This is a genomic window from Syntrophaceae bacterium, from assembly GCA_013177795.1.
GTDB lineage: Bacteria > Desulfobacterota > Syntrophia > Syntrophales > UBA2192 > UBA2192.
In genome coordinates, this window is the sequence record JABLXY010000004.1 from 449813 (window position 1) to 473454 (window position 23642).

The 23642-nt window shown below is 66.0% G+C and carries 23 protein-coding genes and 1 pseudogene; 9 read left to right on the forward strand and 15 right to left on the reverse strand.

From position 1 onward, the window contains the following. Positions 1 to 74: 74 nt before the first annotated feature. Complete coding sequence (locus tag HPY67_16250) at positions 75 to 1568, reverse strand: arylsulfatase (GenBank protein ID NPV06267.1); 1494 nt, start codon at positions 1566 to 1568, stop codon at positions 75 to 77. Positions 1569 to 1638: 70 nt separating this feature from the next. Next, positions 1639 to 2082, reverse strand: coding sequence for a DUF202 domain-containing protein (locus tag HPY67_16255; GenBank protein ID NPV06268.1), 444 nt, complete (start codon positions 2080 to 2082; stop codon positions 1639 to 1641). 588 nt (positions 2083 to 2670) lie between these two features. Between HPY67_16255 and HPY67_16260 the strand changes: the two genes are divergently transcribed. The 3 genes from HPY67_16260 to HPY67_16270 all read left to right on the forward strand — a co-directional run bounded on the left by HPY67_16260 (position 2671) and on the right by HPY67_16270 (position 6335). After that, positions 2671 to 3507, forward strand: coding sequence for a neuromedin U (locus tag HPY67_16260; protein NPV06269.1), 837 nt, complete (start codon positions 2671 to 2673; stop codon positions 3505 to 3507). 84 nt (positions 3508 to 3591) lie between these two features. Continuing rightward, complete coding sequence (locus HPY67_16265) at positions 3592 to 4788, forward strand: alpha/beta fold hydrolase (GenBank protein NPV06270.1); 1197 nt, start codon at positions 3592 to 3594, stop codon at positions 4786 to 4788. 11 nt (positions 4789 to 4799) lie between these two features. Then, the gene (locus HPY67_16270; protein NPV06271.1) at positions 4800 to 6335 is read left to right on the forward strand and encodes an alpha/beta hydrolase; all 1536 of its coding nucleotides are present in this window, start codon (positions 4800 to 4802) and stop codon (positions 6333 to 6335) included. 138 nt (positions 6336 to 6473) lie between these two features. Here the strand turns inward: HPY67_16270 and HPY67_16275 are convergent, their stop codons facing one another. The 3 genes from HPY67_16275 to HPY67_16285 form a co-directional block, all read right to left on the reverse strand. After that, positions 6474 to 7061: a hypothetical protein gene (locus HPY67_16275; protein NPV06272.1), complete on the reverse strand. Its 588-nt coding sequence runs from the start codon at positions 7059 to 7061 to the stop codon at positions 6474 to 6476. A 268-nt stretch (positions 7062 to 7329) separates the two neighbouring features. Then, positions 7330 to 8001 carry a hypothetical protein gene (locus tag HPY67_16280; GenBank protein NPV06273.1) on the reverse strand — a complete coding sequence of 224 codons (672 nt, stop codon included), beginning with the start codon at positions 7999 to 8001 and terminating at the stop codon, positions 7330 to 7332. A gap of 36 nt (positions 8002 to 8037) precedes the next feature. Beyond that, on the reverse strand, positions 8038 to 8601 hold the full coding sequence (locus HPY67_16285; GenBank protein ID NPV06274.1) for a twin-arginine translocation pathway signal: 564 nt from the start codon (positions 8599 to 8601) through the stop codon (positions 8038 to 8040). A gap of 359 nt (positions 8602 to 8960) precedes the next feature. Between HPY67_16285 and HPY67_16290 the strand changes: the two genes are divergently transcribed. The 4 genes from HPY67_16290 to HPY67_16305 all read left to right on the forward strand — a co-directional run bounded on the left by HPY67_16290 (position 8961) and on the right by HPY67_16305 (position 12769). Next, positions 8961 to 10097 (forward strand): META domain-containing protein, encoded by a 1137-nt coding sequence (locus tag HPY67_16290; GenBank protein NPV06275.1) that lies wholly within the window; start codon positions 8961 to 8963, stop codon positions 10095 to 10097. Between the two features lie 100 nt (positions 10098 to 10197). After that, a complete protein-coding gene (locus tag HPY67_16295) occupies positions 10198 to 10938 on the forward strand; it encodes an alkaline phytoceramidase (protein NPV06276.1) in 741 nt (246 codons plus the stop codon). 52 nt (positions 10939 to 10990) lie between these two features. Beyond that, on the forward strand, positions 10991 to 12061 hold the full coding sequence (locus HPY67_16300) for a linear amide C-N hydrolase (protein NPV06277.1): 1071 nt from the start codon (positions 10991 to 10993) through the stop codon (positions 12059 to 12061). 141 nt (positions 12062 to 12202) lie between these two features. Continuing rightward, positions 12203 to 12769 carry a histidine phosphatase family protein gene (locus HPY67_16305; GenBank protein ID NPV06278.1) on the forward strand — a complete coding sequence of 189 codons (567 nt, stop codon included), beginning with the start codon at positions 12203 to 12205 and terminating at the stop codon, positions 12767 to 12769. Positions 12770 to 13127: 358 nt separating this feature from the next. Here HPY67_16305 and HPY67_16310 read toward each other — a convergent pair. From HPY67_16310 to HPY67_16345, 8 genes and pseudogenes are all read right to left on the reverse strand, one after another. Continuing rightward, positions 13128 to 13916 (reverse strand): annotated as a pseudogene (locus HPY67_16310) (OmpA family protein). After that, positions 13916 to 14773, reverse strand: a complete 858-nt coding sequence (motA, locus tag HPY67_16315) for a flagellar motor stator protein MotA (GenBank protein ID NPV06279.1) — start codon at positions 14771 to 14773, stop codon at positions 13916 to 13918. The pseudogene HPY67_16310 and the gene motA overlap by 1 nt, the downstream one beginning before the upstream one ends. A gap of 12 nt (positions 14774 to 14785) precedes the next feature. Continuing rightward, positions 14786 to 15268, reverse strand: coding sequence for a PilZ domain-containing protein (locus tag HPY67_16320; protein NPV06280.1), 483 nt, complete (start codon positions 15266 to 15268; stop codon positions 14786 to 14788). A 291-nt stretch (positions 15269 to 15559) separates the two neighbouring features. After that, on the reverse strand, positions 15560 to 16069 hold the full coding sequence (locus HPY67_16325; GenBank protein ID NPV06281.1) for a TIGR00725 family protein: 510 nt from the start codon (positions 16067 to 16069) through the stop codon (positions 15560 to 15562). A 75-nt stretch (positions 16070 to 16144) separates the two neighbouring features. Continuing rightward, on the reverse strand, positions 16145 to 17299 hold the full coding sequence (sfsA, locus tag HPY67_16330) for a DNA/RNA nuclease SfsA (GenBank protein ID NPV06282.1): 1155 nt from the start codon (positions 17297 to 17299) through the stop codon (positions 16145 to 16147). Between the two features lie 104 nt (positions 17300 to 17403). Continuing rightward, on the reverse strand, positions 17404 to 18573 hold the full coding sequence (locus tag HPY67_16335) for an MFS transporter (GenBank protein NPV06283.1): 1170 nt from the start codon (positions 18571 to 18573) through the stop codon (positions 17404 to 17406). 14 nt (positions 18574 to 18587) lie between these two features. Next, positions 18588 to 18980 carry a DUF3568 family protein gene (locus tag HPY67_16340; GenBank protein NPV06284.1) on the reverse strand — a complete coding sequence of 131 codons (393 nt, stop codon included), beginning with the start codon at positions 18978 to 18980 and terminating at the stop codon, positions 18588 to 18590. 111 nt (positions 18981 to 19091) lie between these two features. Continuing rightward, a complete protein-coding gene (locus tag HPY67_16345) occupies positions 19092 to 19934 on the reverse strand; it encodes a rhomboid family intramembrane serine protease (GenBank protein ID NPV06285.1) in 843 nt (280 codons plus the stop codon). Positions 19935 to 20221: 287 nt separating this feature from the next. Between HPY67_16345 and HPY67_16350 the strand changes: the two genes are divergently transcribed. Together HPY67_16350 and HPY67_16355 are read left to right on the forward strand one after the other, a co-directional pair. After that, positions 20222 to 21391 carry a class I SAM-dependent RNA methyltransferase gene (locus HPY67_16350; GenBank protein NPV06286.1) on the forward strand — a complete coding sequence of 390 codons (1170 nt, stop codon included), beginning with the start codon at positions 20222 to 20224 and terminating at the stop codon, positions 21389 to 21391. Positions 21392 to 21533: 142 nt separating this feature from the next. Continuing rightward, a complete protein-coding gene (locus HPY67_16355; GenBank protein NPV06287.1) occupies positions 21534 to 22373 on the forward strand; it encodes an NUDIX hydrolase in 840 nt (279 codons plus the stop codon). 7 nt (positions 22374 to 22380) lie between these two features. On the opposite strand, the gene HPY67_16360 is transcribed toward HPY67_16355, so the two are convergent. Both HPY67_16360 and HPY67_16365 read right to left on the reverse strand, forming a co-directional pair. Next, positions 22381 to 22842 (reverse strand): hypothetical protein, encoded by a 462-nt coding sequence (locus tag HPY67_16360; GenBank protein NPV06288.1) that lies wholly within the window; start codon positions 22840 to 22842, stop codon positions 22381 to 22383. 139 nt (positions 22843 to 22981) lie between these two features. Continuing rightward, positions 22982 to 23551, reverse strand: a complete 570-nt coding sequence (locus HPY67_16365) for a LemA family protein (GenBank protein NPV06289.1) — start codon at positions 23549 to 23551, stop codon at positions 22982 to 22984. Positions 23552 to 23642: the final 91 nt, after the last annotated feature.

Consider the following 23642-nt stretch of genomic DNA (forward strand, 5'->3'; position numbering starts at 1 on the left):
CCCGCGTCAACGGGTGCCGCAGCCGGCGCACCCGCCGGATGCGGCACCCCGGGTTGCGCCGATGACACGGCAGGTCAGTGGCTTGCCCCGCCTCCCGCGTCCTCCAGCGTCCGCAGGACCGCGTCCAGGTTGAACGAGGCCGGCTTCTGGCGGGGCGGGAACTTCTTGAAGCTCTCGATCTGCCCCGCGACGAATCCCTGCATCAGGTACACGAGGTAGGCGTGGGAGATGCACCAGTCCCAATAGGTGTTGGAGTTCTCGTCGGCCCGCTCGAAGGGGTCGCGCCGCAGGTGGAAGATCTTCGGGATGCGCAGCTTCACGAACGGCTCGAACCAGCACTGCAGCTGTTTTGCCCGCTGCTCCATCAGCACGACCTTCCAGTCGTGCAGGCGGATGGCCAGGATGTCCCCGTCGTCGCTGATGTAGACGAAGGAGTTGCGCGGGCTCTCCTTCACCTCACCCTGCAGGTAGGGCAGCAGGTTGAACCCGTCGATGTGAACCTTGTAGGTGCGGTCGCCGACCTTGTGGCCCTCGAGCAGTTTCTCCTTGATGTCCGGCTCCCCGGCCGCGGCCAGGAACGTGGGCAGCCAGTCCTGGTGGGTGACGATGCCGTTCAGGACCGTGCCCGCCTTGATCCGTCCCGGCCAGCGCACGAAGGCCGGCACCCGCCAGCCGCCTTCCCAGTTGGTGTTCTTCTCGGACCGGAACGGCGTGATGCCCGCGTCCGGCCAGGTGTTGTAGTGGACGCCGTTGTCGGTCGAGTACATGACGATCGTGTCTTCGGCGATGCCGAGCTCGTCGAGCTTGTTGAGCATCCGGCCGATGCTCTCGTCGTGGGCAACCATCACGTCGTTGTAGTCCCCCTGCCCGCTCTTGCCCCTGTGCTTCTCGGCCGGGTGGGTCCGGAAGTGCATCGCCGTCGTGTTGTACCAGAGGAAGAAGGGCTTGCCCGCCTTGTGGGCGTCGTCGATGAATCGCAGGGCGTGGTCCGTCACCTCGTCGTCGATCGTCTCCATCCGCTTCTTCGTGAGCGGGCCCGTGTCCTTGATCTTCTGCCCGCCCTTGCCGTCGGCCCAGCAGTGCAGGACGCCGCGCGGCCCGAAGCGCTTCCTGAATGCGGGGTCCTTCGGGTAGTCCGGGTCCTCGGGCTCCTCCTCGGCGTTCAGGTGGTAGAGGTTGCCGAAGAACTCGTCGAAGCCGTGCATCGTCGGCAGGAACTCGTCGCGGTCGCCCAGGTGGTTCTTGCCGAACTGACCGGTCACGTAGCCGTGCGGCTTGAGCAGCTCGGCGATCGTCGGGTCTTCCTTCTGGAGCCCCAGGGGGGCCCCCGGCATGCCCACCTTGGTCAGCCCCGTGCGGATCGGGTTCTGGCCGGTGATGAAGGCGGCCCGGCCGGCGGTGCAGCTCTGCTGGCCGTAGTAGTCGGTGAAGGCGACGCCCTCGTTGGCCACGCGGTCGATATTGGGCGTGCGGTAGCCCATCTGGCCGCGGCTGTTGTAGCTGATGTTCCACCAGCCGATGTCGTCGCCCCAAAGGACCAGGATGTTCGGTTTCTTCGGTTTCGTCATGGTGCCCTCCTTTTGATTGGTCCTGCCTTATTCAGTCGGTTATCAGTGGATGTCTTCTCCGCGTGAATCGTTACACGAGACGCAGCAGCACGGCAAAGAAGGCGAAGGTTCCGATGCAGACGATGGCGGCTGCCACTGCGTAGAGCGGGGTCTGCCTTCCCTCCGCCGTCATGCCTGCGATCGCGGCGAAATTCTCGCCCCACAGGTAACGAATCGTCCACCGGAACTCCCAGGCTGAAATGACCATCGCCATGACGCCGCAGAAGATAAGCGCAAGGCCCAGGTACCGCGCGGCGTCCGGGTACAGGGCGGGTGCGGCCCCGGGCATCTCGTGCAGGCGTTCGAAGAACTGGACGATCGCGAAGCCGAACCCGATCAGCGAGACGGCCGTGCGCATGTAGGCCATGAGCGTGCGCTCCGCAGCAAGCCGCGTGCGCACCCAGGCAAGATGACTGTCGGCCGTCGGTCGGACCGCAAACCGTTCGGGTTGCCTGCCGGCTTCCGGTTTGCCCATCGCGTTGCACCCTTCTCCGCCGGTGTCCGCTCGAGCCGGGCACTGGCCGTCGCCACAGCCCGGTCCGAAGCCGCTTCATCCGTGCTGCATCGGCTATTGGCTCGCGAAGCCGCTGAGGTCATGCGCCGGTATGGCGCTTCTTTCGGAGCATGCCGTTCCGCGGCGGTGTGAGAGGCCGTACAGGAGTGCATGATTACGCCTGCAGGGCAGCATATCTGCCCGCGGCCGTGTGGCGGGACTGCATAACCACAATCTCTTACTTTTTAGTATACTTCGAATACAAAATATATGCTATGTAAATAATTGACGACGCTGAATCATCGCGCCCGGCGGTGCGGCGACGGTATTCCGGTACATGCAGGCAGGCCGACACCTGAAGACTCTGGCTGATGCTGACGATTTGTGGAGTAAAATCGTGCAGATTCACGGACGCGGCGAATTCTTTCCGCCGCCGAACTGCAAGGTTGCCGCGGGTTTGGACCGGGAATCGACGCCGGCGTGACGGGTCTTCGGCCGGGACGGGGATCAGGACGTGAAGTGCGGCGACTCGGGATGTCGCATTCTTGACCGAAAGGAGGATATCGAACTGTGAGACGTATGAAAACCCGGCTGCTTGCCGGGCTCGCCGTTTTTCTGATCCTCGGCGCCTGTGCTGCCCGCTGCTTGGCGCAGGGGTACGCAAAAGCCATGACCGACGAGGGCACCGAGAATCTGGCCAAAGAGGCCCAGAACCCGGTTGCAGACCTGATCAGCATCCCCCTGTCGAACAACTTCAACTTCAACGTCGGTCCGCACAACAGGATGCAGTACGTCGGCAACCTCCAGCCCGTCTACCCCTTTCATGCAACGGAGAACTGGAACATCATCACGCGCACGATCATGCCGATTGTCTACCAGCCTCAGCTGGCCCCCGGCGTGGGCGATGCCTGGGGGCTGGGCGACATCACGATGACGGCCTTCCTGTCGCCTTCCAGGCCCGGCGAGCTCATCTGGGGCGCGGGTCCCGTCGTCCTGTTCCCGTCGGGCACGGACAATTCGACCACGACGGGCAAATGGGCGGCGGGTCCGTCCGCGGTCGTCCTGAAGAAGCCCGGGCACTGGGTCTACGGGGCGCTGGTCAACTACCTTTCGTCCTTCGCGGGCCAGGACGACCGGGGGGCCGTAAGCGCGTGGACGATCCAGCCCTTTCTCAACTACAACCTCCCGGGGGGATGGTACGTCGTGTCGGCCCCCATCGTCACGGTGGACATGATGGCCGACAGCAAGCAGTGGACGGTGCCCCTCGGGGGCGGAGCGGGCAGGCTCGTGTGGGTCGGCGGGCTGCCCGTGAACCTCTCGCTGCAGGGGTATTACAACGTGGCACGCCCGGACGCGGGTCCCGAGTGGAGCGTCCGGTTCTTTATACAGTTTTTGCTGCCGAAATAGCGTGACCGGCCGATCGGCGCAGGGGCGCATGCCGCCCCGGGGCAAGGACCGGATCTGCACCCGTCGGGTGCACGAGGAGGCGTCATGACCCGGTTGAAGAGACGAGCCGTGATCGTCGCGGGCCTCGGCGTGCTGGTTCTGGCAGGACTCGGGGTCTGGTTCTACTATTTCTACTTTCATTCCACGTACAGCGCGTTGCGGTTCGCCGAGACCTTTTGGCTGCGGCGAATGCAGGTCGCACAGCTGAGCGAGCAGGGGGGGCATCGGTTATTCTTCGTCACGAACCGCCGCCCGGAAGGCGATGCGGGGCCCCTCGAGGAGCGGTTCGGGAGGGAGCGCGGGGAGGCCCTCACGTTCGGCTTCTTCGACGTCAAGATCGAGCAGAAGCTGGGCCCGGGCATGATCATCAACCCGAGCGAGTGGTTCCAGAACGAGGAGATCCGGCTCAAGGCGGTGGAGGGGCTGGAGCGGTCCGCGTTCGTCACGCAGCTGCAAGGGCTCGTTCAGGCATCCCCGCAGAAATCGCTGCTTGTCGTCGTGCACGGGTTCAGGGAGGCGTTCCCCTCTGCCCTGCGCAAGACCGCTTTCGTCGGCTACGTGCTGGACGTCAACTCGCCGATCCTCCTGTTCGACTGGCCCGGCAACCAGGGAAGCACGCCGGGCGGCTACCGGCAGGCACGCCGGGTTGCCGAGGCGTCCGGGGCGGAGCTGGCCCGCACCCTGGAGATGATCGCCCGGGAGATCCGGCCCGACAAGCTGTGGCTGATCGCCAACAGCATGGGGGGCCAGGTTGTCGTCGACGCCGTTCGCCTCCTCTCCCGGCAGGCGGACCCTGCCGACCTGGAGACCCTGCTCGAGCACCTGGTGCTGACCGCGCCGGACGTCGATTTCAAGGATTTCGAGGACGAACGGTTCCGGCAGGCGCTCGAGGCCCTGGCCCGCAGGACCACGGTCTATGTCTCCTCCAACGACAGGGCCCTGGTGGCGAGCCGTCTGCTCAACTGGGGAAAGCGGCGTGGAGAGAGCACCCTGGATGCGAGCCGCGTGGCGGAGGCGGTGCGCGTGCTGGACCTCGATCCGGACAGCGAGGCCGTCGCCGTGGTGGATGTCACGGCGGTGAACCGCACGCGCAATTTCCACAATTTCAGCCTGGAGACGCCGGAGTTTTTCGACGACCTGTTCCTGCGGCTCACCAACGCCAAGACGCCCCGAAGCCGGCTGCTCTACCCGGTTGAGGCCCCCAACGGCACGATCTACTGGATCCTGAAGCGAGACCATTAACCGGAGGCCCGATGCGATTTATCGTTCCTCATGTCGTCGAACATCTGCCGTCCCATCTCAGATGGGGCGCCCTTGGCATTCTGGCCGCCGCCGCGATCTTCATCCAGGGCTGCAAGGGCACGTCCCTGGAGCTCTGGCACACCAAATCGCTGACGGCGGAATTCACGGAACGCAAGGCCGGCGAGGTGCAAACCTTCCAGGACTACCAGCGGCTGGAAGACCGCCTGTTCGCGCAACTGGAGGAGGAAGTCTACGCGCACACCGCGACCGGGCCCGGCCACAAGCTCGAGCGCTACAGCAAGGGCAGCGCCGCCGACCCGCAGGGCCGCAAGCCCAACTGGAACCGCAGCTTCGAGCTGCCTGCCGAGGCGCCTGTCGGCGGGGTGCTGCTCCTGCACGGCATGTCGGATTCGCCCTACAGCCTCAGGGCCCTGGGGCAAACCCTCAACCGGCGCGGGTACTGGGTCATCGGTCTCCGGCTGCCCGGCCACGGAACGGTGCCATCGGGGCTCCTGAACGTCCAGTGGGAGGACATGGCCGCCGCCGTCCAGCTGGGAGTCAAGCACCTGGCGGCCAAGACGGGGCAGAAGCCGATCCACATCATCGGCTATTCTACCGGGGCGCCCCTGGCCCTGGACTTCGCCCTCAACGCCCTGGAGGGGAAGGCCGCGCCGGTGCCCGCCAGCCTGGTGCTGATCTCCCCGGCCATCGGCCTCCACCCGGCGGCGGCCCTGGCCTCGTGGAAACGCCGGATGTCCCTCTTGCCCGGCCTGGGCAGCCTCGCCTGGCTGCAGGTTCTGCCGGAGTTCGACCCGTACAAGTACAACTCCTTCACGACCAATGCCGGCGAACAGGTTTTCCGGCTGTCGCGATCCGTTGCTCAGCACATCCAGGGCCGGTCCCGGACACATCCGGACAGGGTCTTGCCGCCGACGCTGGTTTTCAAGTCGAGCGTGGACTCAACCGTTTCGACGGATGCCGTGGTGGACCGGCTGCTTCGTCTTCTGGACCCCCATCGTCATGAGCTCGTGCTGTTCGACATCAACCGTTTTGCCGCCAAGACCATCCTGCAGGTCTCCGATCCGGGGGAGCTGACGAACCGGGTGATGGGCGACGGCAGCCTGCCGTTCGCCGTGACCCTGGTCACCAACGAGAGCCCGGAGAGCCTCGCGGTCGTCGCACGCCGCCAGGCGCCGTTCTCGGCCGACGTGTCGGAGACCAAACCGCTGAACCTTGCCTGGCCGGAGGGGGTGATCTCGCTGTCCCATGTCGCGCTCCCCGTCCCGCCGGACGATCCTCTCTACGGTCAGCGCCCTCCCGACAACGAGGACCTTCTCTTTCTCGGGCAGATGGCCGTCCTGGGCGAGCGGGGCCTGTTCATCCTGCCCGCCGACTGGCTGCTGCGCATACGGCACAACCCGTTTTATGCGTATCTCGAGATGCGGGTGCTGGAGTGGATGGAGAACGCGCGGGTTTCCGGAAATGACGAAAGGGGGCTGTCAGCGACCGTCGAGAAAGGCGCCGGCGTCACCCCTCCCGGGCGATGAGAAAACGCAAGCCCCGCCGCCGGCCGTATTGATCCCGCAACGATGAGAGGGGAACCTGGCGCCTGTCCGGCCGGCCCTGCCGTGCGGGTCCCGGTGCATTGCCCGCCGGGACCATCCATCGGCCCGCCAAGCTCAGCCTTACTTTTCTTCCTTCGAGGGTCCTTTTTCGGTTTCGCGGGCATACTTGCGCTGCTGACCGAAAAAATGAAGTTGCACCGCGAGACCTGTGACCGCCAGGAGGACGAACACGATGACTGTGAAGGCGTCCAGGATCCGCGAACCGGGATAGAGCCAGGCCCGAAATCCCCAAGCCGCGATCATCGCGCCATTGAGCGCGCTGGCCACCATGACCATGGTATCCTTGGCCCACACGAACCCGTATGCGCCGGCCAGGGCGCCCGCCAGACCGACCAGAAGGGGCGTATGCGTGGCTGAGGGCCACAGGGCATCGAACAGGACCGTGACAAGGCCGTACCCGAGAACCGCCCCGGCGATACCGATCATGACGCTCCAGTACAGGTAGGCCGCGCTGGCGAACAGGATCGCCAGAAGGACCGCAACGACCAGGGCCGATATCGGATACTCGGGAACGACGATCGTGATTCCCACGATGTAGCCGATCACGGCCCCGTAAATCGGCAGCAGGATGCGGAAGATCGGATAGCCGAACAGCGCAAAGACCGCACCGTAGGCGATAGCCAGCAACCCGACAAGTTCACTCGACATGACTCTCCCTCTCCCTTTCTGCGCTGCCTTGCTCCAGAACCCCTCCGGGCCGATGATGCAGACCCGGCCGCTGGAGAAGCACTTCCCGTGATGCACCCCGTTGCTCGCCTTGCCCGCGGGAGCGGACCGCGGTCGAGAGGAACGTGCATGCCGGGATTGACACGCTGAAGGACTCGCGGCGTAGCGGCCCGGTTCGAGGCGAGCGCGCCCTACTCGGGCCGGAAAAGGGTGTTCCAGTCGCGCTTCATGTCCACACAGGCGGGAAGGTCTACCGCACGGGCCCGGGCTCGACGATGACCCGGCACTCCGGCAGTTTCACGCCGCGCACGGTCACCGTGGCGCGATCGCCCTTGCTCCAGAAGCGGGTGTCCGAGCCGTCGAGCGCCTCGCAGCGGGCACCCGAGGCCGACTCGGCCGCTTCCAGGTCGAAGGCCTCGCCGCCGACGATCATCCGCGGATGCGGACCCAGCGCGCCGAAGACGACCAGCGTGTCACCGCAGCGGTACGGTGTGCCGAAGGCGATCCGTTCCACCCGCCGCAGCCGCAGGGGCCCCAGCTCCACAATTCCGGCCCGGGCCTCGATCTCCACGGGTTCCGTGACGTGCATCGGCCCCCTCGTTGAAACGATCGCCCCGCGGAAAACGAGGCGCCTCCGGCTCTCCAGCGCAGAGGAATCCACACTGAGCTCAAACGGGACCGGCAGCGGCCGCCCGCCCAGTTGCCGGCGATGCTCGGCCACCGGCTGCGGGGGTCCGGCGCCGTCGGCGCGCAGCTCCAGGATGGCCAGCGAGTCAGGCGTCAGATCGACCCGCTCCGGGGAGACCAATTCTCCCCGGAGCACCAGTCGGTCCTTTCCTGCCGGGTCCGCGCGTCCCGCCATTGCACAGCCCGCCAGGACCGCGGCCGCGGCCAGCAGAACCGCGACTCGCCGCGCGGTCATGATGCCCTCGCCGGCCTCGTGCCGCCCGGACACGGGCTAGAGGTCCATCCGGGTGATGCGCGTCCCCTCCAGCGTGATGCCCGCCATGAGCCCGCGGTTGGAGAGCACGTACCCGACGACGGGCTGCTGCGCCGTGGCCGTCGTCACCTGGGCGCTCGCGCCCACCGAGATCAGGGTCACCGATGCGTCGGTGCCCACGGTCCAGCCCGAGCTGTTCTGAAACCGATTCAGCGCCTCATCCGTCATGAACAGGATGAAGACCGCCGTCGACTGGGCGCCGGCCTGCAGACCCCAGGATCCGCTCGTCGTGGTGTGGTAGCTCACCGTCCTGCCGCCGACGCGCAGCACGCCATTGCCGCGCGAGGCGCCGAAGACGAAGCCGGCCTCCAGCACGTTCGGGAACACCAGGACGCCCCTGGCCTGGCGCACCATCTGCTCCGATCCGGCGACCTGTGCATAGAGCCTGGACAGCGCGGCGTCGGCGTCGGTATTGAGGCTTTTGCGCGTCAGGTCGGGGTCGCCCGAACGCGGGCCCGTGGTGGTGCAGCCGATGGCCAGCATCAGGATAACAGCGAAAACCGATACCAGGATTTTCTTCATAATCACCCTCCTTTTTTCAGATCCGATGGTTGAGATGCGCGGAAACCGTTATTTGCTTTCTGCTGTTGGAACTAAAAAAATTTTACCTCAAATATATAATGCTTGCAGATTTGAACGGAGTCAACATAAAATAAACGGCAACTTGTCAGACCCGACAACGTCGCCAGGGTTGCTCGAGTGACGGTGTCGGTCGCGGTCCGGGGAAAGCGCCGAATCGGCAAGGTCGGCCGGGTCCGCCGGGCCCGCGGATATCACGGCGGCCCGCCGCACCGGCGATGCGAGGGGACGTGCGGCAGGCTGTCAAGCGGGATTGCACCGGAAATGGTTTTCGGATTGTTCTAACGGATACGGGAGGTCAAATGAACGGGAAAGCGTTACTCATCGCGTTTGTTGCTGCCGCGGTGCTCTGTGCCTGTGCGCAGCCGATGGAGCGGGCAGCGCCGCCGGTGACGGCCAAGCCCCCCGACATGCACACAAGCCGGGACTCGCTCGACTGGGCCGGCATCTACGAGGGGGTCCTGCCGGGCGCAGATGCCGCCGGCGTCAAGACGCGGCTGACACTCCGCCGGGACGGCACGTACGAGCGCGTGACCCAGCCCGCGGGCCTGCAGGAAGCGGCACGGACCGTGCGCGGCAGCTTCGCATGGCAGCCGAGCGGAAACGCCATCCGGCTCGACGAGCCCGGCGGCGGGCAGCAGTTCGCCGTGGGCGAGGGCAGGCTTCTCCTGCTTCACCCTGACGGGGGGAAGCCGGTGCCCGGGGCCGTGCTGATGCTCGTTCCGCAGGCGGCTGCAGCGGGGGAGGGCCTCGCGCAGAGGCTCGAGCGCTATCGCTGGACCCTCGAGTCCGCGACCGACGGCCGGCAAAAGCCCATCGAGGCCCTTGCCCCCCGAAAGGATCGCCCCGTCGTGTTCGAATTCTCCGGCGCCAGGCTCGCCGTGCAGGGCGCCTGCAACCGGATGATGGGGTCCTACCAGGTCAGTGCCGCCAACCGGCTCACGGCAAGCGGCATGGCTTCCACGAACATGGCCTGCGCGCCGGAGCTGATGCGTGCCGATGCCGCTCTTGCCGGCCTGCTGGCCGGGCCCCTGCAGGCCGAGATGGACAGTGCCCCCACCCCCCGGCTGCGGCTCGTCTCGGCGTCGAAGGAGACGCTGACCTTCACCGGCCGGGCCACGCCGGAAGCCCTGTACGGTCCCGGGACGATCGCCTTTCTGGAGGTCGCCGCGCGCAGCGTGGAGTGCGCGAACCCGCCGCCCCCGAACACCCGCTGCCTCCTGGTCCGCGACAGGCACTTCGACGCGCAGGGCCTTGCCGTCGGGGAACCGGGCGAATGGCGGCTTCTGCACGAGAACATCGAGGGCTTCACCCACAGGGAAGGCGAACGCACGATATTGCGGGTCAAGCGGTTCAACCGCACCCCGGTGCCTCCCGGTGCCTCTCCGACCCTCTACGTGCTGGACCTGATCGTCCAGACGGAAATCGTGAAGCCGTGACGCGAACGGCCCTCGACTCCGGGCGACAGGCAGGGAAGAAGGAGAGCGAGTGATCTCACGCAGAGCAAGCGCGCTGCTGCTGCTTGCCGTCACGGGCATCCTGGCTGCGGTCGCGCTCCTTGTGCCGCGGATTCCGCAGCCGCAGGACTATCACCGGTTCGCCGACCAGCGAAGTGTCCTGGGCTTGCCGAACATCGGCGATGTCGTGTCCAATCTGGCTTTCGTGGCCGTCGGGCTGTGGGGCCTCGTCTTCCTGCTGCGGCTCCAACCCCCACAGATGCAGAGGCATTTTCTTGACCGGCGCGAGCGCCGGCCGTACCTGTTCGTGTTCGCCGGATCGCTGCTCACGGGAGTCGGCTCCTGGTTCTACCACCTCCATCCGGACAACGCATCGCTCATGTGGGACAGGCTGCCGATGGCGGTCGCGTTCATGTCGCTGGTGGCGGCCGTCATCGCGGAGCGCGTGAGCCTGCGGGCCGGCCTCCGGCTGCTGCCGGTACTGCTGCTCATCGGGATCGGCAGCGTGCTGCATTGGTACGCGAGCGAGGTGCGCGGCGCGGGCGATCTGCGCTTCTATGCCGCGGTGCAGGCGTACTCGGTTCTCGTGCTCGTGATCGCGCTGTTCATGCCGCCGCGCTACACGCGGGGAGCCGACCTGGCGGTCGTGGTCGGGCTCTACGCCCTCGCGAAGGTCCTGGAGATTCTCGACGAGCGGATTTTCGCGATGGGACGCATCGTGAGCGGCCACACCCTGAAGCACCTGGCGTCCGCAGCCGCCGCCTACTGGATCCTGCGCATGCTGCAGAGGAGACGGCCGCTCCCGGCCGCCGGTGACGGATGAGTTGCATGAACCCTGAAACCTGCAAGGCAGAACAGTGAAAGGAGAAATCGCAATGAAGAGAGTCACGATGCAATGTGCGCTCTGCGGGATGCTGGCGGCCCTGATCGTCGGGGGGATGCCCGTGCAGGATGCGGGCGCCTGCACCCGGGTTGTCTACCTCGGCCCGGAGGACATGGTCATCACCGCACGCAGCATGGACTGGGCGACGGACATGGGAACAAACCTCTGGGCTTTCCCGCGCGGCATGAACCGCGACGGCGCCGCCGGACCGAACGCCATCCGCTGGACGTCGAAATACGGCAGCCTGGCGGCGGCTGGGTGGGACGTCGGCACGGCGGACGGCATGAACGAGAAGGGCCTGGTCGCCAACCTGCACTACCTGGTGGAATCCGAGTACGTCAAGCCCGCCCCCGATGACAGGCGCAAGCCCATGTCCATCTCCGCATGGGCGCAATACGTGCTGGACAACTTCGCCACGGTCGCGGAGGCGGTGGAGGCGCTGCGCCGGGAACCGTTCTATGTCGTTCCGGTTGATACGCCGGACGGCCGCCCCGGAAAGCTGCACCTGTCGATTTCCGATGCCACGGGCGACTCCGCCATCTTCCAGTACCTCGGCGGACGGCTGGTCATTCACCACGGCCGGCAATACCAGGTGATGACGAACTCGCCCCCGTTCGAGCAGCAGCTCGCCCTCAACGCCTACTGGAAGGAGATCGGCGGGGAGGCGATGCTGCCGGGCACCAACCGCTCGGCCGACCGGTTCGTACGGACCTCGTTCTACATCAACGTGATCCCGAAGACGTCGGATCCCGTCGAAGCCGTCGCCGGCGCCTTTTCGATCATTCGGAACGCCTCGGTGCCCCTGGGGATCTACACGCCCGGGCAGCCCAACATCGCAACGACGATCTGGCGCGCCGTCGCGGACCACAAGAACCGGCGCTATTTCTTCGAGTCCACCCGGAGCCCGAACGTCTTCTGGGTGAACCTGGCCGACCTGGATTTCGCGGCGGGCAAGCCGACCCGGAAGCTCACGCTGACCGGCGGCGCCGTCTTTGCCGGCAACGCCGCGGCGCAGTTCCAGCCGGCGCAGCCCTTCGCGTTTCTGCCCGCCCCGGTGAAGTAGCGGCGGGGAGATGCGGACGAAGGGGCACGGCCGCAGGGCCTGTCACGGGTTCGAGGACAGGGTCGACCGGGGGAGGGGAAACGATGACGTCCCCCCGGCAGGGGGCCTGCCGGGGAGTGCGGCAGGGAGGTGTGCCCCATGATCATCATCCGTGCAGCCTGTGTTCTTGCGCTTCTGCTCTCGATGACGGCCGCCGCGGCAGGGGATGACCTGTCCGCGCTTGTCGGCAAGCCGGGGCACGTCATCGTGCTGCGCCACGCCCGGGCGCCGGGCACGGGTGACCCCGCCAATTTCAAACTGGGGGACTGCTCCACCCAGCGGAACCTCTCGGCGGAGGGCCGCAGGCAGGCGGCGCGCATCGGCAAAAGGCTTCGCGATGCGGGCCTTGGGGAGACCACGGTGTACAGCAGCCAGTGGTGCCGGTGCCTCGAGACGGCGCGCCTGATGGCCGTGGGACCCGTCGTCGAGCTTCCTGCCCTGAACTCCTTTTTCCGGACCCCGGAGCAGGAGCAGAAGCAGGACCGGGCGCTGCGGGCCTGGATCGCGGCGGCCGACCTCAGCCGTCCCGTGGTGCTCGTCACCCACCAGGTCAACATCACGGCCCTCACGGGCATCTTCCCCGCCGAGGGCGAGATCCTCGTCCTGCGCCGCGAGCCGGGGGGGCTTGCCGTCGCCGGGCGTTTCCCGGATGAAGGGCAGCCGCGTTGAGCATAAAAAAACGGATCGGGAATTCCACGTTCCCGATCCGTCAGGGAATCATGCGGTCCGACGCCCCCGATCCCTAGTCCCAGAGCCCCATCACGTCGCGCTTCTTCTTTTTCATGGCCGCCTTCTTTTCCTGGAGGGCCTGCCGGGCGGCCTTCTCCCTGTCCGCGACCTCGGCGGCCGCCTTTTCGGCCTCGGCTGGCTGCGCCTGCCGGGCTGCCTGCTGGTTTTCGGCAGGCTGCTGAGACGCCAGGGTCTGCTGCGCCGCCTGGGGCTGCTGTGCGGCCGCAGCGGGCATCTGCGGCTGCACGGACCCCTGGGCCTCCTGCTTGGTGAGCGCCGTTGCGGCCGCGCCCCCGTCCCTGGGCTGCAGCAGGATGATGCTGATCCGGCGGTTCTGCGGGTCCTTGGGGTTTTCCTTGACGAGCAGGTCCGTGTCGGCGTACCCCACGACGCGGGCCACTCTCGCGGGGTCGAGCCCGCTCAGCTCGAGCATGCGCCTGGCCGAGGAGGCGCGGTTGGTCGAGAGCTCCCAGTTCGTGATCTGGTCGCCCCGAAACGGGGCGGCGTCCGTGTGCCCCTCGACGGCGATCCGGGCATCCTGGTCCCGGATGACCTCGGCCACCGCGGCGATGATCTCCCGGCACTTCTCCGTGGGTTCGGCGCTTCCGAGCTGGAACATGGGGCTGCCTTCCCTGTCGACGATCTGGATCCGCACCCCGCCCTCGACGGCGTCGACGCGAACGTGATCCATGAGCGCCTGCTCCAGGCCCTGCCCCTGGCCCGCCCCCTGGGCGCTTCCCTGCACCCCCTGCTGCCCCGCGCCCTTGCCGCGGATCGCCTTCCGGAGCGACATGGCCACGTTCTCGGGCTTGAGCTCGGCCTTCTTGATGTGGTCGGTGATCACGAAGGCCGAGCCGGGCTGGAAGGTCTTGCCGCTTTCCTTGAAGAGGCTGAAGTTCTTGAAGTACTCCGCCATGACGGCCCGCTTCTCCGTGGACACCATGGAGAGCAGCCACAGCAGGAGGAAGAAGGCCATCATGGCCGTGACGAAGTCGGCGTAGGCCACCTTCCACGAGCCGCCGTGGTGCCCCTCGCCGTGCTTCTTCTTGACCTTCTTGACGATGACCTTGCGGACGGCTTCCGACATTACTTCTTGATTCTCCTCAGGGCTTCCTCGACTTCCGCGAAGGTGGGCTTGTCGACGGCCGGGACGACGCGGCGTCCGAACTCGACGGCCACCTGCGGGGCGGCCCCGCCCACGAAGGCCACGATGGCCATCTTGAGAACCGACAGGTACTGGAGCTCCTCCGCGGCCGAGTGCTCCATGTTTCTCGACATGGGCCCCACGAAGCCGTAACAGAGGAGCACGCCGAGGAAGGTGCCGACGAGGGCCGCGCCGATCGACTTGCCGAGGACCTCGGGCGGCTCGCTGATCTTGCCCATGGTGAGCACGATGCCGAGAACGGCGGCGACAATGCCGAGGCCGGGCAGCGAGTCGGCCACGGTGGCCACGCTCTTGCTGGGCGCCGTGAGCTCCTCGTGGTGGCTCTCGAGCTCCGCGTCGATGAGCGCCTCGAGCTCGTTGGGCTCGATCTTGGTCGTCATGACGGTCCGCAGGGTGTCGACGACGAGATCGAGGGCGTGGTGGTTCTTGAAGAACTTCGGGTACTTCGTGAAGATCACGCTCTCCTTCGGGTTGTCCACGTCGCCTTCGACGGAGACCAGGCCCTCCTTGCGGATCTTGTAGAAGACCTCGCCCAGCATGGTGAGGGCCTCGAGGTAGTCGGCCTTCGTGTACCCCTTGCCGCTGAGCATCTTGACGATGCCCCCCATGACGGCCTTGATGACCTTCATGGGCGAGGCGATGATGAAGCCGCCCAGGGCCGCCCCGCCGATGATGAGAAGCTCGACGGGCTGGAAGAGAACGGCGAGGTTCCCCTTCTCCAGGAGGAAGCCGCCGATGACGCAGGCAATGACGATGGTCGCTCCGATGATCGTGAACATGGGAAGCCGGCGCTACCTCCTTTTCTCGCGAAGGATTTGCCGTTCCCGCTCGAAGACGAACCGGCAGATTTCGTCCCTGATCTCGTCATCCATGGCGACGAATTTCAGGCCGATCTCGTAGCCGTCGCTGCGGCACTCTGCCGCCACCACTTCCCCGTAGACGTAGACGGCAACCGAGGTGCCCGCTGAGAGCACCATCATGACCTCGAGGATATCGCCGCGGTTGAAGGGCTCGCTCGAGGTGAAGGACAGGCCGCCCCCGCTGATGTTGATCCGGCGCACCGGCAGTGAGCTGAACCCCAGCTTCTGCGCGCCCAGCGTGTTGAGGAGGAGGTCGAGCTTGCGGTTGATCGTGGAGAGCCACTCGGCAAGGGCCTGGTCCTGGATCTCCGGAAGCCCCCCGAGATCGACGGTGGTCTGGTTGCAGATCCTCGAGAGGAGGCTTTTCCGCTCCTCCTCGGGGACGAGCCGCACGCCGAAGGGCACGACTGCCATAACCCTGGAATATTCCCGGCGGTTCGGCTGACAGGGAAATTCTGTCTTGAAATTCATTTTGGGCATCCTGGCAAACGTTGCAACGGTTTCATATTCTCTTATCGGTTGCCTTCGTTATAACTTGAAGAAGATTTTTCCCATGCAAGTCTCTGTAATGGCGGCACTTATTTTGGGTTCACCCCGTGCGGTTCGGCACAGGGGGCCAATGCAAGGCAGGTGCCACGCAACGGTGCGCAGGCGCGGGATGCAGGTGACGGGAGGCGGGCGAAAGAAGGCGGGGATCAGGAAAAACTACATCGGCGCGGGCAGCAGGCGGTCGAGTGCGGCGAGGGCGTCTTCGACGGTGTCGACGGCCGTGAAGCTCTTGCCATGGGGCAGGCCGATCGCGGGCGTCTTCAGCCCGATGACGGGGGTGCCGTTGCGCAGGGCGTGGGCGATCTCGGAGACCGTTCCCCACCCGCCGTCGACGGCGATCATCACGTGCGGCGTCTTGGCGTTGATGGCGTTACGGGCATCGGCCATCCCGGTCTGGATGGCGATGTCGACGAACTCGTTGGGGTAGCCCGCGAGCGGCCGCACGCGGTCGCTGGGCAAAACGGCCAGGACAAGCCCCCCGGCACGGTATGCCCCCTCGGAGGCGGCCTTCATCACCCCGTCGCCTCCCCCCGTCAGGAGGACGTGCCCCCGCTCCGCGATTCCCCTGCCGATGCGCCGGGCGTCATCGAGGATCTCCGGCGGGGCATCGTGCCCTCCCATGACGCCGATGACGAAGGGCTTTCTGCTGACTTCGATTTTCGTCATACGATCACGGACCTCAATCACCCTCTACTCCACGGAGCAGGCAGAGTCAATTCCCGGCAAGGCGAGGCATGCGGCTCAGGATGCCCCTGCGTCTTGTTTCCCGGGGCTATCTCCCAGGAAGGCCTCCAGGCGCCCGATCCGGAACCCGAGGAGCAGGTCGATGAACCGCGGGTCGCGAAGGGGGTTTTCACGAAAGCCGAAGAGGTGTGTCGGGCATCGGCAGTCCGACGAGCCGAACCGGGGGATCGCCCAGTCGGCAAGCCCCCCGAGCGCCGCCGCGAGGTCGTGCTCAAGGTCCTCGCTTGCCCGGACGGGCAGCGCCGTGCAGGAATCGGATTCGCCGCGCAGGAAATCAACGTGCCAGTGATGCCGCTTGCGGAGACGCAGGTGCCGCTCCACCCGCTTCGAAAGGTTTGCGCGGGCCGAACCGGCGTAGACGTAATACCCCTTCGGGAAGGCGATGTGGCCGAGTGTGCCGACGTCGACCCGCCGGCTGCGCGCCATTTCGAGCACCAGGAGGTAGGCCCCCTCGTCCCTCGCCTCGCGCTCGATGAGTTCCCAGGGGATTCTGGCCTCCCTGACGGAGGGCCCGAGAGCGAGATCCGCCGTCCACGACAGGGTGACGGCCCTGACGAGGATGTCGTCACGCACCGCCAGGAGCGTCTGCGAGAAGGCCAAATCCGTGTGGTAGTCGGGCATGAAAGTGTCGACCTGCGGCGAGTGGACGAGAAAGACGACCCCGCCGGGGATCCCCCGCCGCGCGTGGAGGGCGAGCTGCTCGAGGTGCCTGCGGCCGCGCGCGGTGACGGCGTCGGGGAACATGGCGATGCGGCCCGCGAAGAGGGTGCAGGACTTGACCTCGAGGAAGAACTCCCTCCCGCCGCGGTCGAGAAGGAAGTCGTATCGGCTCGACCCCGCGGCGGCCTCGCGCCGGATGACCGAATCCTGTTCGAACCCCGGGAGTCTTCCCGCCTCCAGCAGGCGGGCCGCCACGTCGTTGGCGAGGTGCGTGTGGAGCAGCACGGGCATCCCTTCCCGCTCCGCGGCGAGGGCCGTGTACGGGGTTCTCGCGGGCGGGCCGGGCGCGTTTGCGGCAAGGTACAGGAGCCGCCCCGGAAGCAGAAGCTCCCAGAGACGCCCCGGGTTGGGCAGGTAGGCCTCGACGGTCCTGCCGCCGAGATCGCAGAGAACGAGAAACCGGTTCGGCCTCCCGATGAACCGGGCCTTCATAATCGGAAGCTGTGAAGCTGAGAAGTTGGGAAGTTGCGAAGCCGGCCGGCCTTTTTTCATTTTCTTATTTCAATCCCGATGCCTGGTGCCCGATGCCTGCGGCCTCAGGGCCGTTCTTTCACAAAAAACAGCAGTGCTGCCGAAACCGCCGTCAGCGCCAGCGACAGGATAAACGGCGCCTCCATTCCGAAGCGGTCCCACAGCAGGCCGGCGACCACGGAGGCCGGCAGGGCGCACAGGCCGGTCACCATCTGGAAGCCGCCCAGCGCGCTCGCCCTGTACTCCACCGGGCCCAGCTCGGAGACAAAGGCCTTCTGCACCGTGTCGATGCCGGCCTGATGCAGCCCGAAGAGGACAAAGGCCGCCACGACCATCCACGCGCTGTCGGCGTGGATCATGGTCAGGCAGACGAGCCCCCAGAGGGCGTAGGAAATCTGGAGGACGGCCTTGCGGCCGATGCGGTCGGAGAGCACGCCGAAGGGGTAAGAGCAGAAGGTCGCCACCAGCGTGAACAGCAGGTAGAAGACGGGCACCGTGGTGACCTGGAAGCCGAACCGGTTGGCGAAGATGAGCAGAAAGGAGTAGCTGAAGGCCCCGAGCGAAAAAACCGCGCTCAGGAGGACGAAGAGCTTGAAGTTCCCGTCGAGGTTGGCGAGGGTGATTCCCTTGAAGAGCTTTGCGTCTTCGAGGCGCTGCTCGCGGATGTTGACCACGATGAGGGCGACGGCAATGAAGGACGGCACGGCGGCGATGAGCAGGAGGTTCTGGTAGCCGAGAAACGGGAAGGCCACGATGCAGAAGACGATCCCGACAAGCGCGCCGGCATTGTCCAGGGTCCGGATGAGCCCGAAGTTTTCGCCCCGGTTGCTTCGCTTCGAGAGGTCCGCCACCATGGCATCCCGCGGGGCGCCCCGCATCTTGCCCGCCCGGTCGAGGATCCGGAAGGGGACGAGCCAGTGCCACGTGGCAGACAGGGCGTAGCCCAGCCGCGAGACCGCCCCGAAGAGATAGCCCAGCCAGATGAAGACCTTGCGCTTGCGCGTCCGGTCGGAGATGTAGCCCGATAGGGCCTGCGAGAGGGAGACGACGGCGTTGCCGATCCCGTCGATGAGGCCGAGGACGGCCATGTTGGCCCCCAGGGACGCGACAAAGAGGGGCCAGATGGGGTAGATCATGTCCGACCCCATGTCGTTGAAGAACGACGCGAACGCAAAGGTGCGGACGGTCTTCTTCGTCTCTCCGGGTGGCGGCTCCCGCCGGTTGTCCGATTCCATGATGGCGGCCAGCGCTACTTCTTCAGGTTCGCCTCGATCTTGTCGTGGACGTATTTCGCCCCGATGTTGCTTCCCGCCGTGCCGACCCGCACGGAGACGGTGGTGTCCGTCCGCGTGAGGTAGGTCACGGTGATCTTCACCTTCTCCTCGTAGAGGACGGCGTCGATCGTGCCCTTCTCGATCCTGCGGTCCGGCACGATATCCGTCGCCTTGAGATCCGCCAGGGCCTTGCGCGCGGCATCCCACACCTGGTCCATGGGGTACTTGTAGACCGACTCGAGGCTGCCGTCGTGATAGACGAACTTCCCCGATTCATACCCCATGACGGTGTCCCCGGCGACGACGGCGCAGCCGGTCAGGGCGGCAAGCGAGAGAAGGCCGGCCACAAGGGCGATTCGTTTCAGCATAGCGTACCTCCCGGTGATTCGTTTTCGGCTCCGGGCGCAGGGGATGCGGCGTCGGCCGCGGCCCGATGCCGGTTGAGTTGCCGTTGACCCCGGGCGATCCCGTCCGCGACGTCAGGAAAACCGGATGAGGAGCGCCTGCACGATCGTGAACAGAACGGCCCCCGCCGTGGCGATGGCCAGGACCGCCGCGGCGATGCGGTGCACCAGGGTCTCCCGTTTCCTCTCGTCGTAGCCGAGGGCGAAGCCCGCGGCGATCCCCGCCGCAATCCCCCCGCCGTGGGCCCAGTTGTTGATGCCGGGCAGCAGGAGGCCGAAGAGGACCAGGCCGATGATCCACCCCATGGCCTGCCGGTAGATGGCCGTTCCGAAATAGCCGCCCCGGGATTTCCCGTAGTAGAGAATGGCGCCGATCAGGCCGCACACGGAGGCCGAGGCGCCCAGCGTGAAGGGGATCCCGACGAGATAGGAGAGAAGGAAGCCGCAGATGCCGCTCAGGAGGTAGACGACGAGAAATCGTGCCGTGCCGTATTCCTGCGCCACGAACGGGCCCAGCTGGTGAAGGGCCAGCATGTTGAAGGCGATGTGCAGGATGCCCCCGTGGAGCCACGAGGCCGTGAGGATCGTCCACCAGCGGTGGTAGTAGTCGATGGGGAACGTCCCCGTGGCGCCGAGAAGCATCAGGCTCGTGCTCGAGGGCGACAGCAGCGTGAAGGGGTTGAGCGACATCCCCATCTCCGAGGGCTTGAGGACGAGGGCGAGGATGAAGACGGCCGCGTTGGCGTAGATGATGAACTGGATGATGCTCTCGCTGTCGCGCAGCGAGAACCGGGAGAGCCCCTGACGGATCGGCGACCCGGGGTTCACGAGCCCGCAGAAGGGGCACGAGGTCTCGTCGGAGCTGATCAGCCTCCGGCAGCCGGGGCAGAGCATCGATTTCTTGTCCAGTTGACCCATCGTTACGCCTCACGCTTCGGGGCACGGTAACACAGTCAGGGAAAGGCTGTCAAAGGAATTGCAGGTGATTCGGCCTTGTGCGGCGGCGTGGGCCCTAACGGGCGAGACGTTGTGAAGTTGAGAAGTTGTGAAGCGTGGAATGGCTGGCCGTCAAATCCATGCCTCCTGCTGCCCCAAACTTCCTAGCTTCACAGCTTCCAAGCTTCGCCCCCAGTTGCCTTCTCCGGGAATGATTTACTTGTCATGGCAATAGCTGTTATAGTGGCCGAACGAGAAGGGGGATCGCAATGGCCATGCGCAAGGGGGATGTCGTCACGCTGACGATCGAGACGGTCGCCTTCGGCGGCGAGGGGATCGGCCGCGTGGAGAACCTCGTCGTCTTCGTTCCCTTCACCGCCGAGGGCGACGTGGCCGAGGTGGAGATCCGGGAGGCGAAGAAGCGTTTCCTCCGCGGCCGGGTGAGGAAGCTGCTCACCCCTTCGCCCGACCGGGTGGAGCCTCCCTGTCCCTACTATCAGCGCTGCGGCGGCTGCCATTACCAGCATATCGGATACGAGAAACAGGTGGCGATGAAAGGCCGCCAGGTGGCCGAGGCCTTCGCGCGGATCGGGAAATTCCAGTCTGCGCCCGTCGAGCCGGCCCTCGCCTCGCCCCTCCCCTACGGCTACCGCGGCAAGGGAGAGTTCCACGTGGAGCGCTCGCGCGACGGCGCTTTCCGCATCGGGTTCATGGATGTCGGTGGCGGCCGCCTCGTCGATATCGAGCGCTGCGCCATCATGGAGGACTCCATCAACGAGCAGCTCGCCTACCTGCGCCGGCCGACCCATTCCCCCCCGCGCGTCGACCGCTACGTCGTGTGGTCGCTCACCGGCGCAGGCGCGGAAAAGCACGTCGTGCGGCTCGTCAAGGGGCGCGAGATCCTCGTTCCCCACGAGGGGTTTTTTCAGGCCAACACGGCCCTGACGGACGGCCTCGTCGATTGCGTGATCGAACTGGCCGCGCTCCGCCCCGGCGATGCGGTGCTCGACCTGTATTGCGGCTCCGGCCTCTTTTCCCTGTTTCTGGCGACGTCCTGCGCGAGGCTCACCGGCATCGAGATCGACGGCGAGGCCGTCGGGTGCGCGCGGCTCAACATGGCGAGGCACGGGATCGAAAACGCCGTTTTCCATCACGGCGACGTCCGGGACGTCCTGGAAAGGGAATTCGGCGGGGGCAAGGGTGCGGCCGATGCAATCGTCCTCGACCCCCCGAGGGCGGGCTGCGAGCGGGAGGTGATCGACCTCGTCGCCGGTCTTCGCCCCTCGAGGATCGTCTACGTCTCCTGCGACCCGACCACGCTCGCCCGCGATGCCCGGCTGCTCGTCGATGGGGGGTTCGATCTAATCGCCGTCCGGCCCGTGGACATGTTCCCGCAGACCCGGCACATCGAGTGCGTCGCCCTGCTCGTCAAGCGCTGAAAGTGGAGTATGCGGATTCGATGATGACAAAGGACCTGCTCGGTCCATTTTTCAATGAGACATCGCAAGCTTTACAAACCGCTGCACACTGCCTAAGATAAGGGCGGCTTGAAAAGGCCCTTTTCGAGAAAGACCCGAGTTTATGTACGCAACGCCCACCGATGCCGCAACGGTCATGCTCCTCAGGCCCCGCGCCAACGCGGCGGAAAAGGCCATCGAGGTCCTCATGGTCCTGCGCAACCGCCGAAGCCGGTTCGTGCCGGGCTACCACGTCTACCCGGGCGGCATCCTCGACGCCGAGGACTACGAGCCCGGCATCGAGCGCTTCTGCCGGGGGATCGACCGGGCGCGGGCCTCCGGGATCCTGCACGACATGTCCAGCCCCGAGAAGGCCCTGGGCGCCTGGGTCGCGGGGATCCGCGAGAGCTTCGAGGAGGTGGGGATGCTCATCGCCCTGCGCAGGGACGGCTCCCCCGTGACGATCGAGACGGAGGCGGAGCGCAGGCGCTTCTGCGGCTACCGCAAGGCGCTCAACAGGGGAGAGATGAAATTCCGCGAGATGCTCGAGAAGGAGGGTTTGATCCTGCCCCTCGAGCGCCTCCACTACTTCTCCCACTGGATCACGCCCGAGCCCCTGCCGCTTCGCTACGACGTGCGGTTCTTCCTCGCGGAGGCCCCCGCGGCGCAGGCCGTCAACCACGACGGAAAGGAGTTGACGCAGCATCGGTGGTTCACGCCCGCCGAGGCCCTCGAGGAGTACGAAAAGGGCAGGATCGGCCTGGTCCTGCCCCAGATCATGACACTCGTCGACGTCTCCCGGTTCAGGACCGTCGAGGAGGCCATCGCCGCAACGATCGACCGGCAGGTGCCCGCCAACCTGACGAAGATCCGGCGGATCGGCGGGGCTGACGTGGAGGTCATGCCCGACGGGACCGCCTATGAACGCCGCCCGCCCGTCTATTCTTGGCCCGAGAAGGAATAGGCCTGTCTCAATTCCCCGTCAGCCTGAAGGAGTCGAGGAACCGGTCCCTGTCCGCCGTCGAGCGGGTCTCCTTCGGCGTCACCGCCACCACCTGGTACTGCCGGTTGTTGACGATGTAGATGCGCATCTGCAGGGCAAGCCTCCCGTCGGAGGACAGCACCTGCAGCTCCCGCCCCGGGTGACTCCCCATCGAGATTCTGCGTTCGCCCAGCAGGGTGCCCCGGATATTGCCTACAGCGCCGTCCCGTGCCGCATCGAGCAGCATCTCCCTGTCGCTCGTCGCCGTGAGGGCCTCGGGGTAGTCTCCGTAGACCACCATGTAGACCGTGCCGCCGCCGTCGGCCTCCACCGTGAAGAAGTGTGCCTCCACGGGTCCGGCCGCAGTCTGAAAGGCCTGGCGCTTCTCGGCCGGCGTGCCCGGCATCGAGACCGAAAACCCGCCTTCCTTCGAAAGGACGTCCTTCCACACCGGGGTTGACTCGCACCCGGCGAGCGTCAACGCAAACGCAGCCAGCGACAAGGCAAGCGCCGCTGTGCATGACAACCGGCATGTCCCGTCAGAGTAACGCATTTCCTTCCGCCCTTTGCCTTGCGGCCCGTGCCGGTTGCTAAAACTTGACCTGCGGGGCCGTCCTCGCCGCCGCCGGCGCCTCGAAGAACGTTGCCGGGGAGAACCCGAAGAGGCCCGCGAGGAGGTTCGCCGGGAAGCTGCGGATCTTGATATTGTAGGCCTGCACGGCCTCGTTGTACCGCCTCCGCTCCGTGGCGATCCGGTTCTCCGTGCCGGCGAGCTCGTCCTGCAGCTTGAGGAAGTTCTGGTTCGACTTGAGCTCGGGGTAGTTCTCCACGACGACAAGCAGCCGGCTCAGCGCCGAGGAGAGCTCGTTGTTGGCCTGGATCTTGTCGGGGATCGTCCCGGCCCCGCCCACCTTCGCTCGTGCGTTCGTTACCTCGATGAAGACTTCCCTCTCCTGCTTGGCGTATCCCTTGACAGTTTCCACGAGGTTCGGGATCAGGTCGTAGCGGCGCTGGAGCTGGTTCTCCACCTGCGCCCACGACGACTTGACCTTCTCGTCGAGGGTGACGAATTCGTTGTAGGTCCCCTTGACGAAGCCGTACAGGGAGAAGGCGATGACGGCCGCCACGGCCAGCGCAATCCAGAGTCCTTTCTTTGCCATAGGTCCTCCAATCTGGTCTGTCCTGTCGTTCTATCCGGATGATTCCGATCTTTCCACCTGATTTTCCCTGCCCCGGACCCGCCCCCGTCGA

Coding starts and splice junctions, on each gene's coding strand:
- HPY67_16250 (NPV06267.1), bottom strand. CDS start 1,568: ATGACGAAACCGAAGAAACCGAACATCCTGGTCCTTTGGGGCGACGAC.
- HPY67_16255 (NPV06268.1), bottom strand. CDS start 2,082: ATGGGCAAACCGGAAGCCGGCAGGCAACCCGAACGGTTTGCGGTCCGA.
- HPY67_16265 (NPV06270.1), top strand. CDS start 3,592: ATGACCCGGTTGAAGAGACGAGCCGTGATCGTCGCGGGCCTCGGCGTG.
- HPY67_16270 (NPV06271.1), top strand. CDS start 4,800: ATGCGATTTATCGTTCCTCATGTCGTCGAACATCTGCCGTCCCATCTC.
- HPY67_16275 (NPV06272.1), bottom strand. CDS start 7,061: ATGTCGAGTGAACTTGTCGGGTTGCTGGCTATCGCCTACGGTGCGGTC.
- HPY67_16280 (NPV06273.1), bottom strand. CDS start 8,001: ATGACCGCGCGGCGAGTCGCGGTTCTGCTGGCCGCGGCCGCGGTCCTG.
- HPY67_16285 (NPV06274.1), bottom strand. CDS start 8,601: ATGAAGAAAATCCTGGTATCGGTTTTCGCTGTTATCCTGATGCTGGCC.
- HPY67_16290 (NPV06275.1), top strand. CDS start 8,961: ATGAACGGGAAAGCGTTACTCATCGCGTTTGTTGCTGCCGCGGTGCTC.
- HPY67_16300 (NPV06277.1), top strand. CDS start 10,991: ATGAAGAGAGTCACGATGCAATGTGCGCTCTGCGGGATGCTGGCGGCC.
- motA (NPV06279.1), bottom strand. CDS start 14,773: ATGTTCACGATCATCGGAGCGACCATCGTCATTGCCTGCGTCATCGGC.
- HPY67_16320 (NPV06280.1), bottom strand. CDS start 15,268: ATGGCAGTCGTGCCCTTCGGCGTGCGGCTCGTCCCCGAGGAGGAGCGG.
- HPY67_16325 (NPV06281.1), bottom strand. CDS start 16,069: ATGACGAAAATCGAAGTCAGCAGAAAGCCCTTCGTCATCGGCGTCATG.
- sfsA (NPV06282.1), bottom strand. CDS start 17,299: ATGAAGGCCCGGTTCATCGGGAGGCCGAACCGGTTTCTCGTTCTCTGC.
- HPY67_16335 (NPV06283.1), bottom strand. CDS start 18,573: ATGGAATCGGACAACCGGCGGGAGCCGCCACCCGGAGAGACGAAGAAG.
- HPY67_16340 (NPV06284.1), bottom strand. CDS start 18,980: ATGCTGAAACGAATCGCCCTTGTGGCCGGCCTTCTCTCGCTTGCCGCC.
- HPY67_16345 (NPV06285.1), bottom strand. CDS start 19,934: ATGGGTCAACTGGACAAGAAATCGATGCTCTGCCCCGGCTGCCGGAGG.
- HPY67_16350 (NPV06286.1), top strand. CDS start 20,222: ATGGCCATGCGCAAGGGGGATGTCGTCACGCTGACGATCGAGACGGTC.
- HPY67_16355 (NPV06287.1), top strand. CDS start 21,534: ATGTACGCAACGCCCACCGATGCCGCAACGGTCATGCTCCTCAGGCCC.
- HPY67_16365 (NPV06289.1), bottom strand. CDS start 23,551: ATGGCAAAGAAAGGACTCTGGATTGCGCTGGCCGTGGCGGCCGTCATC.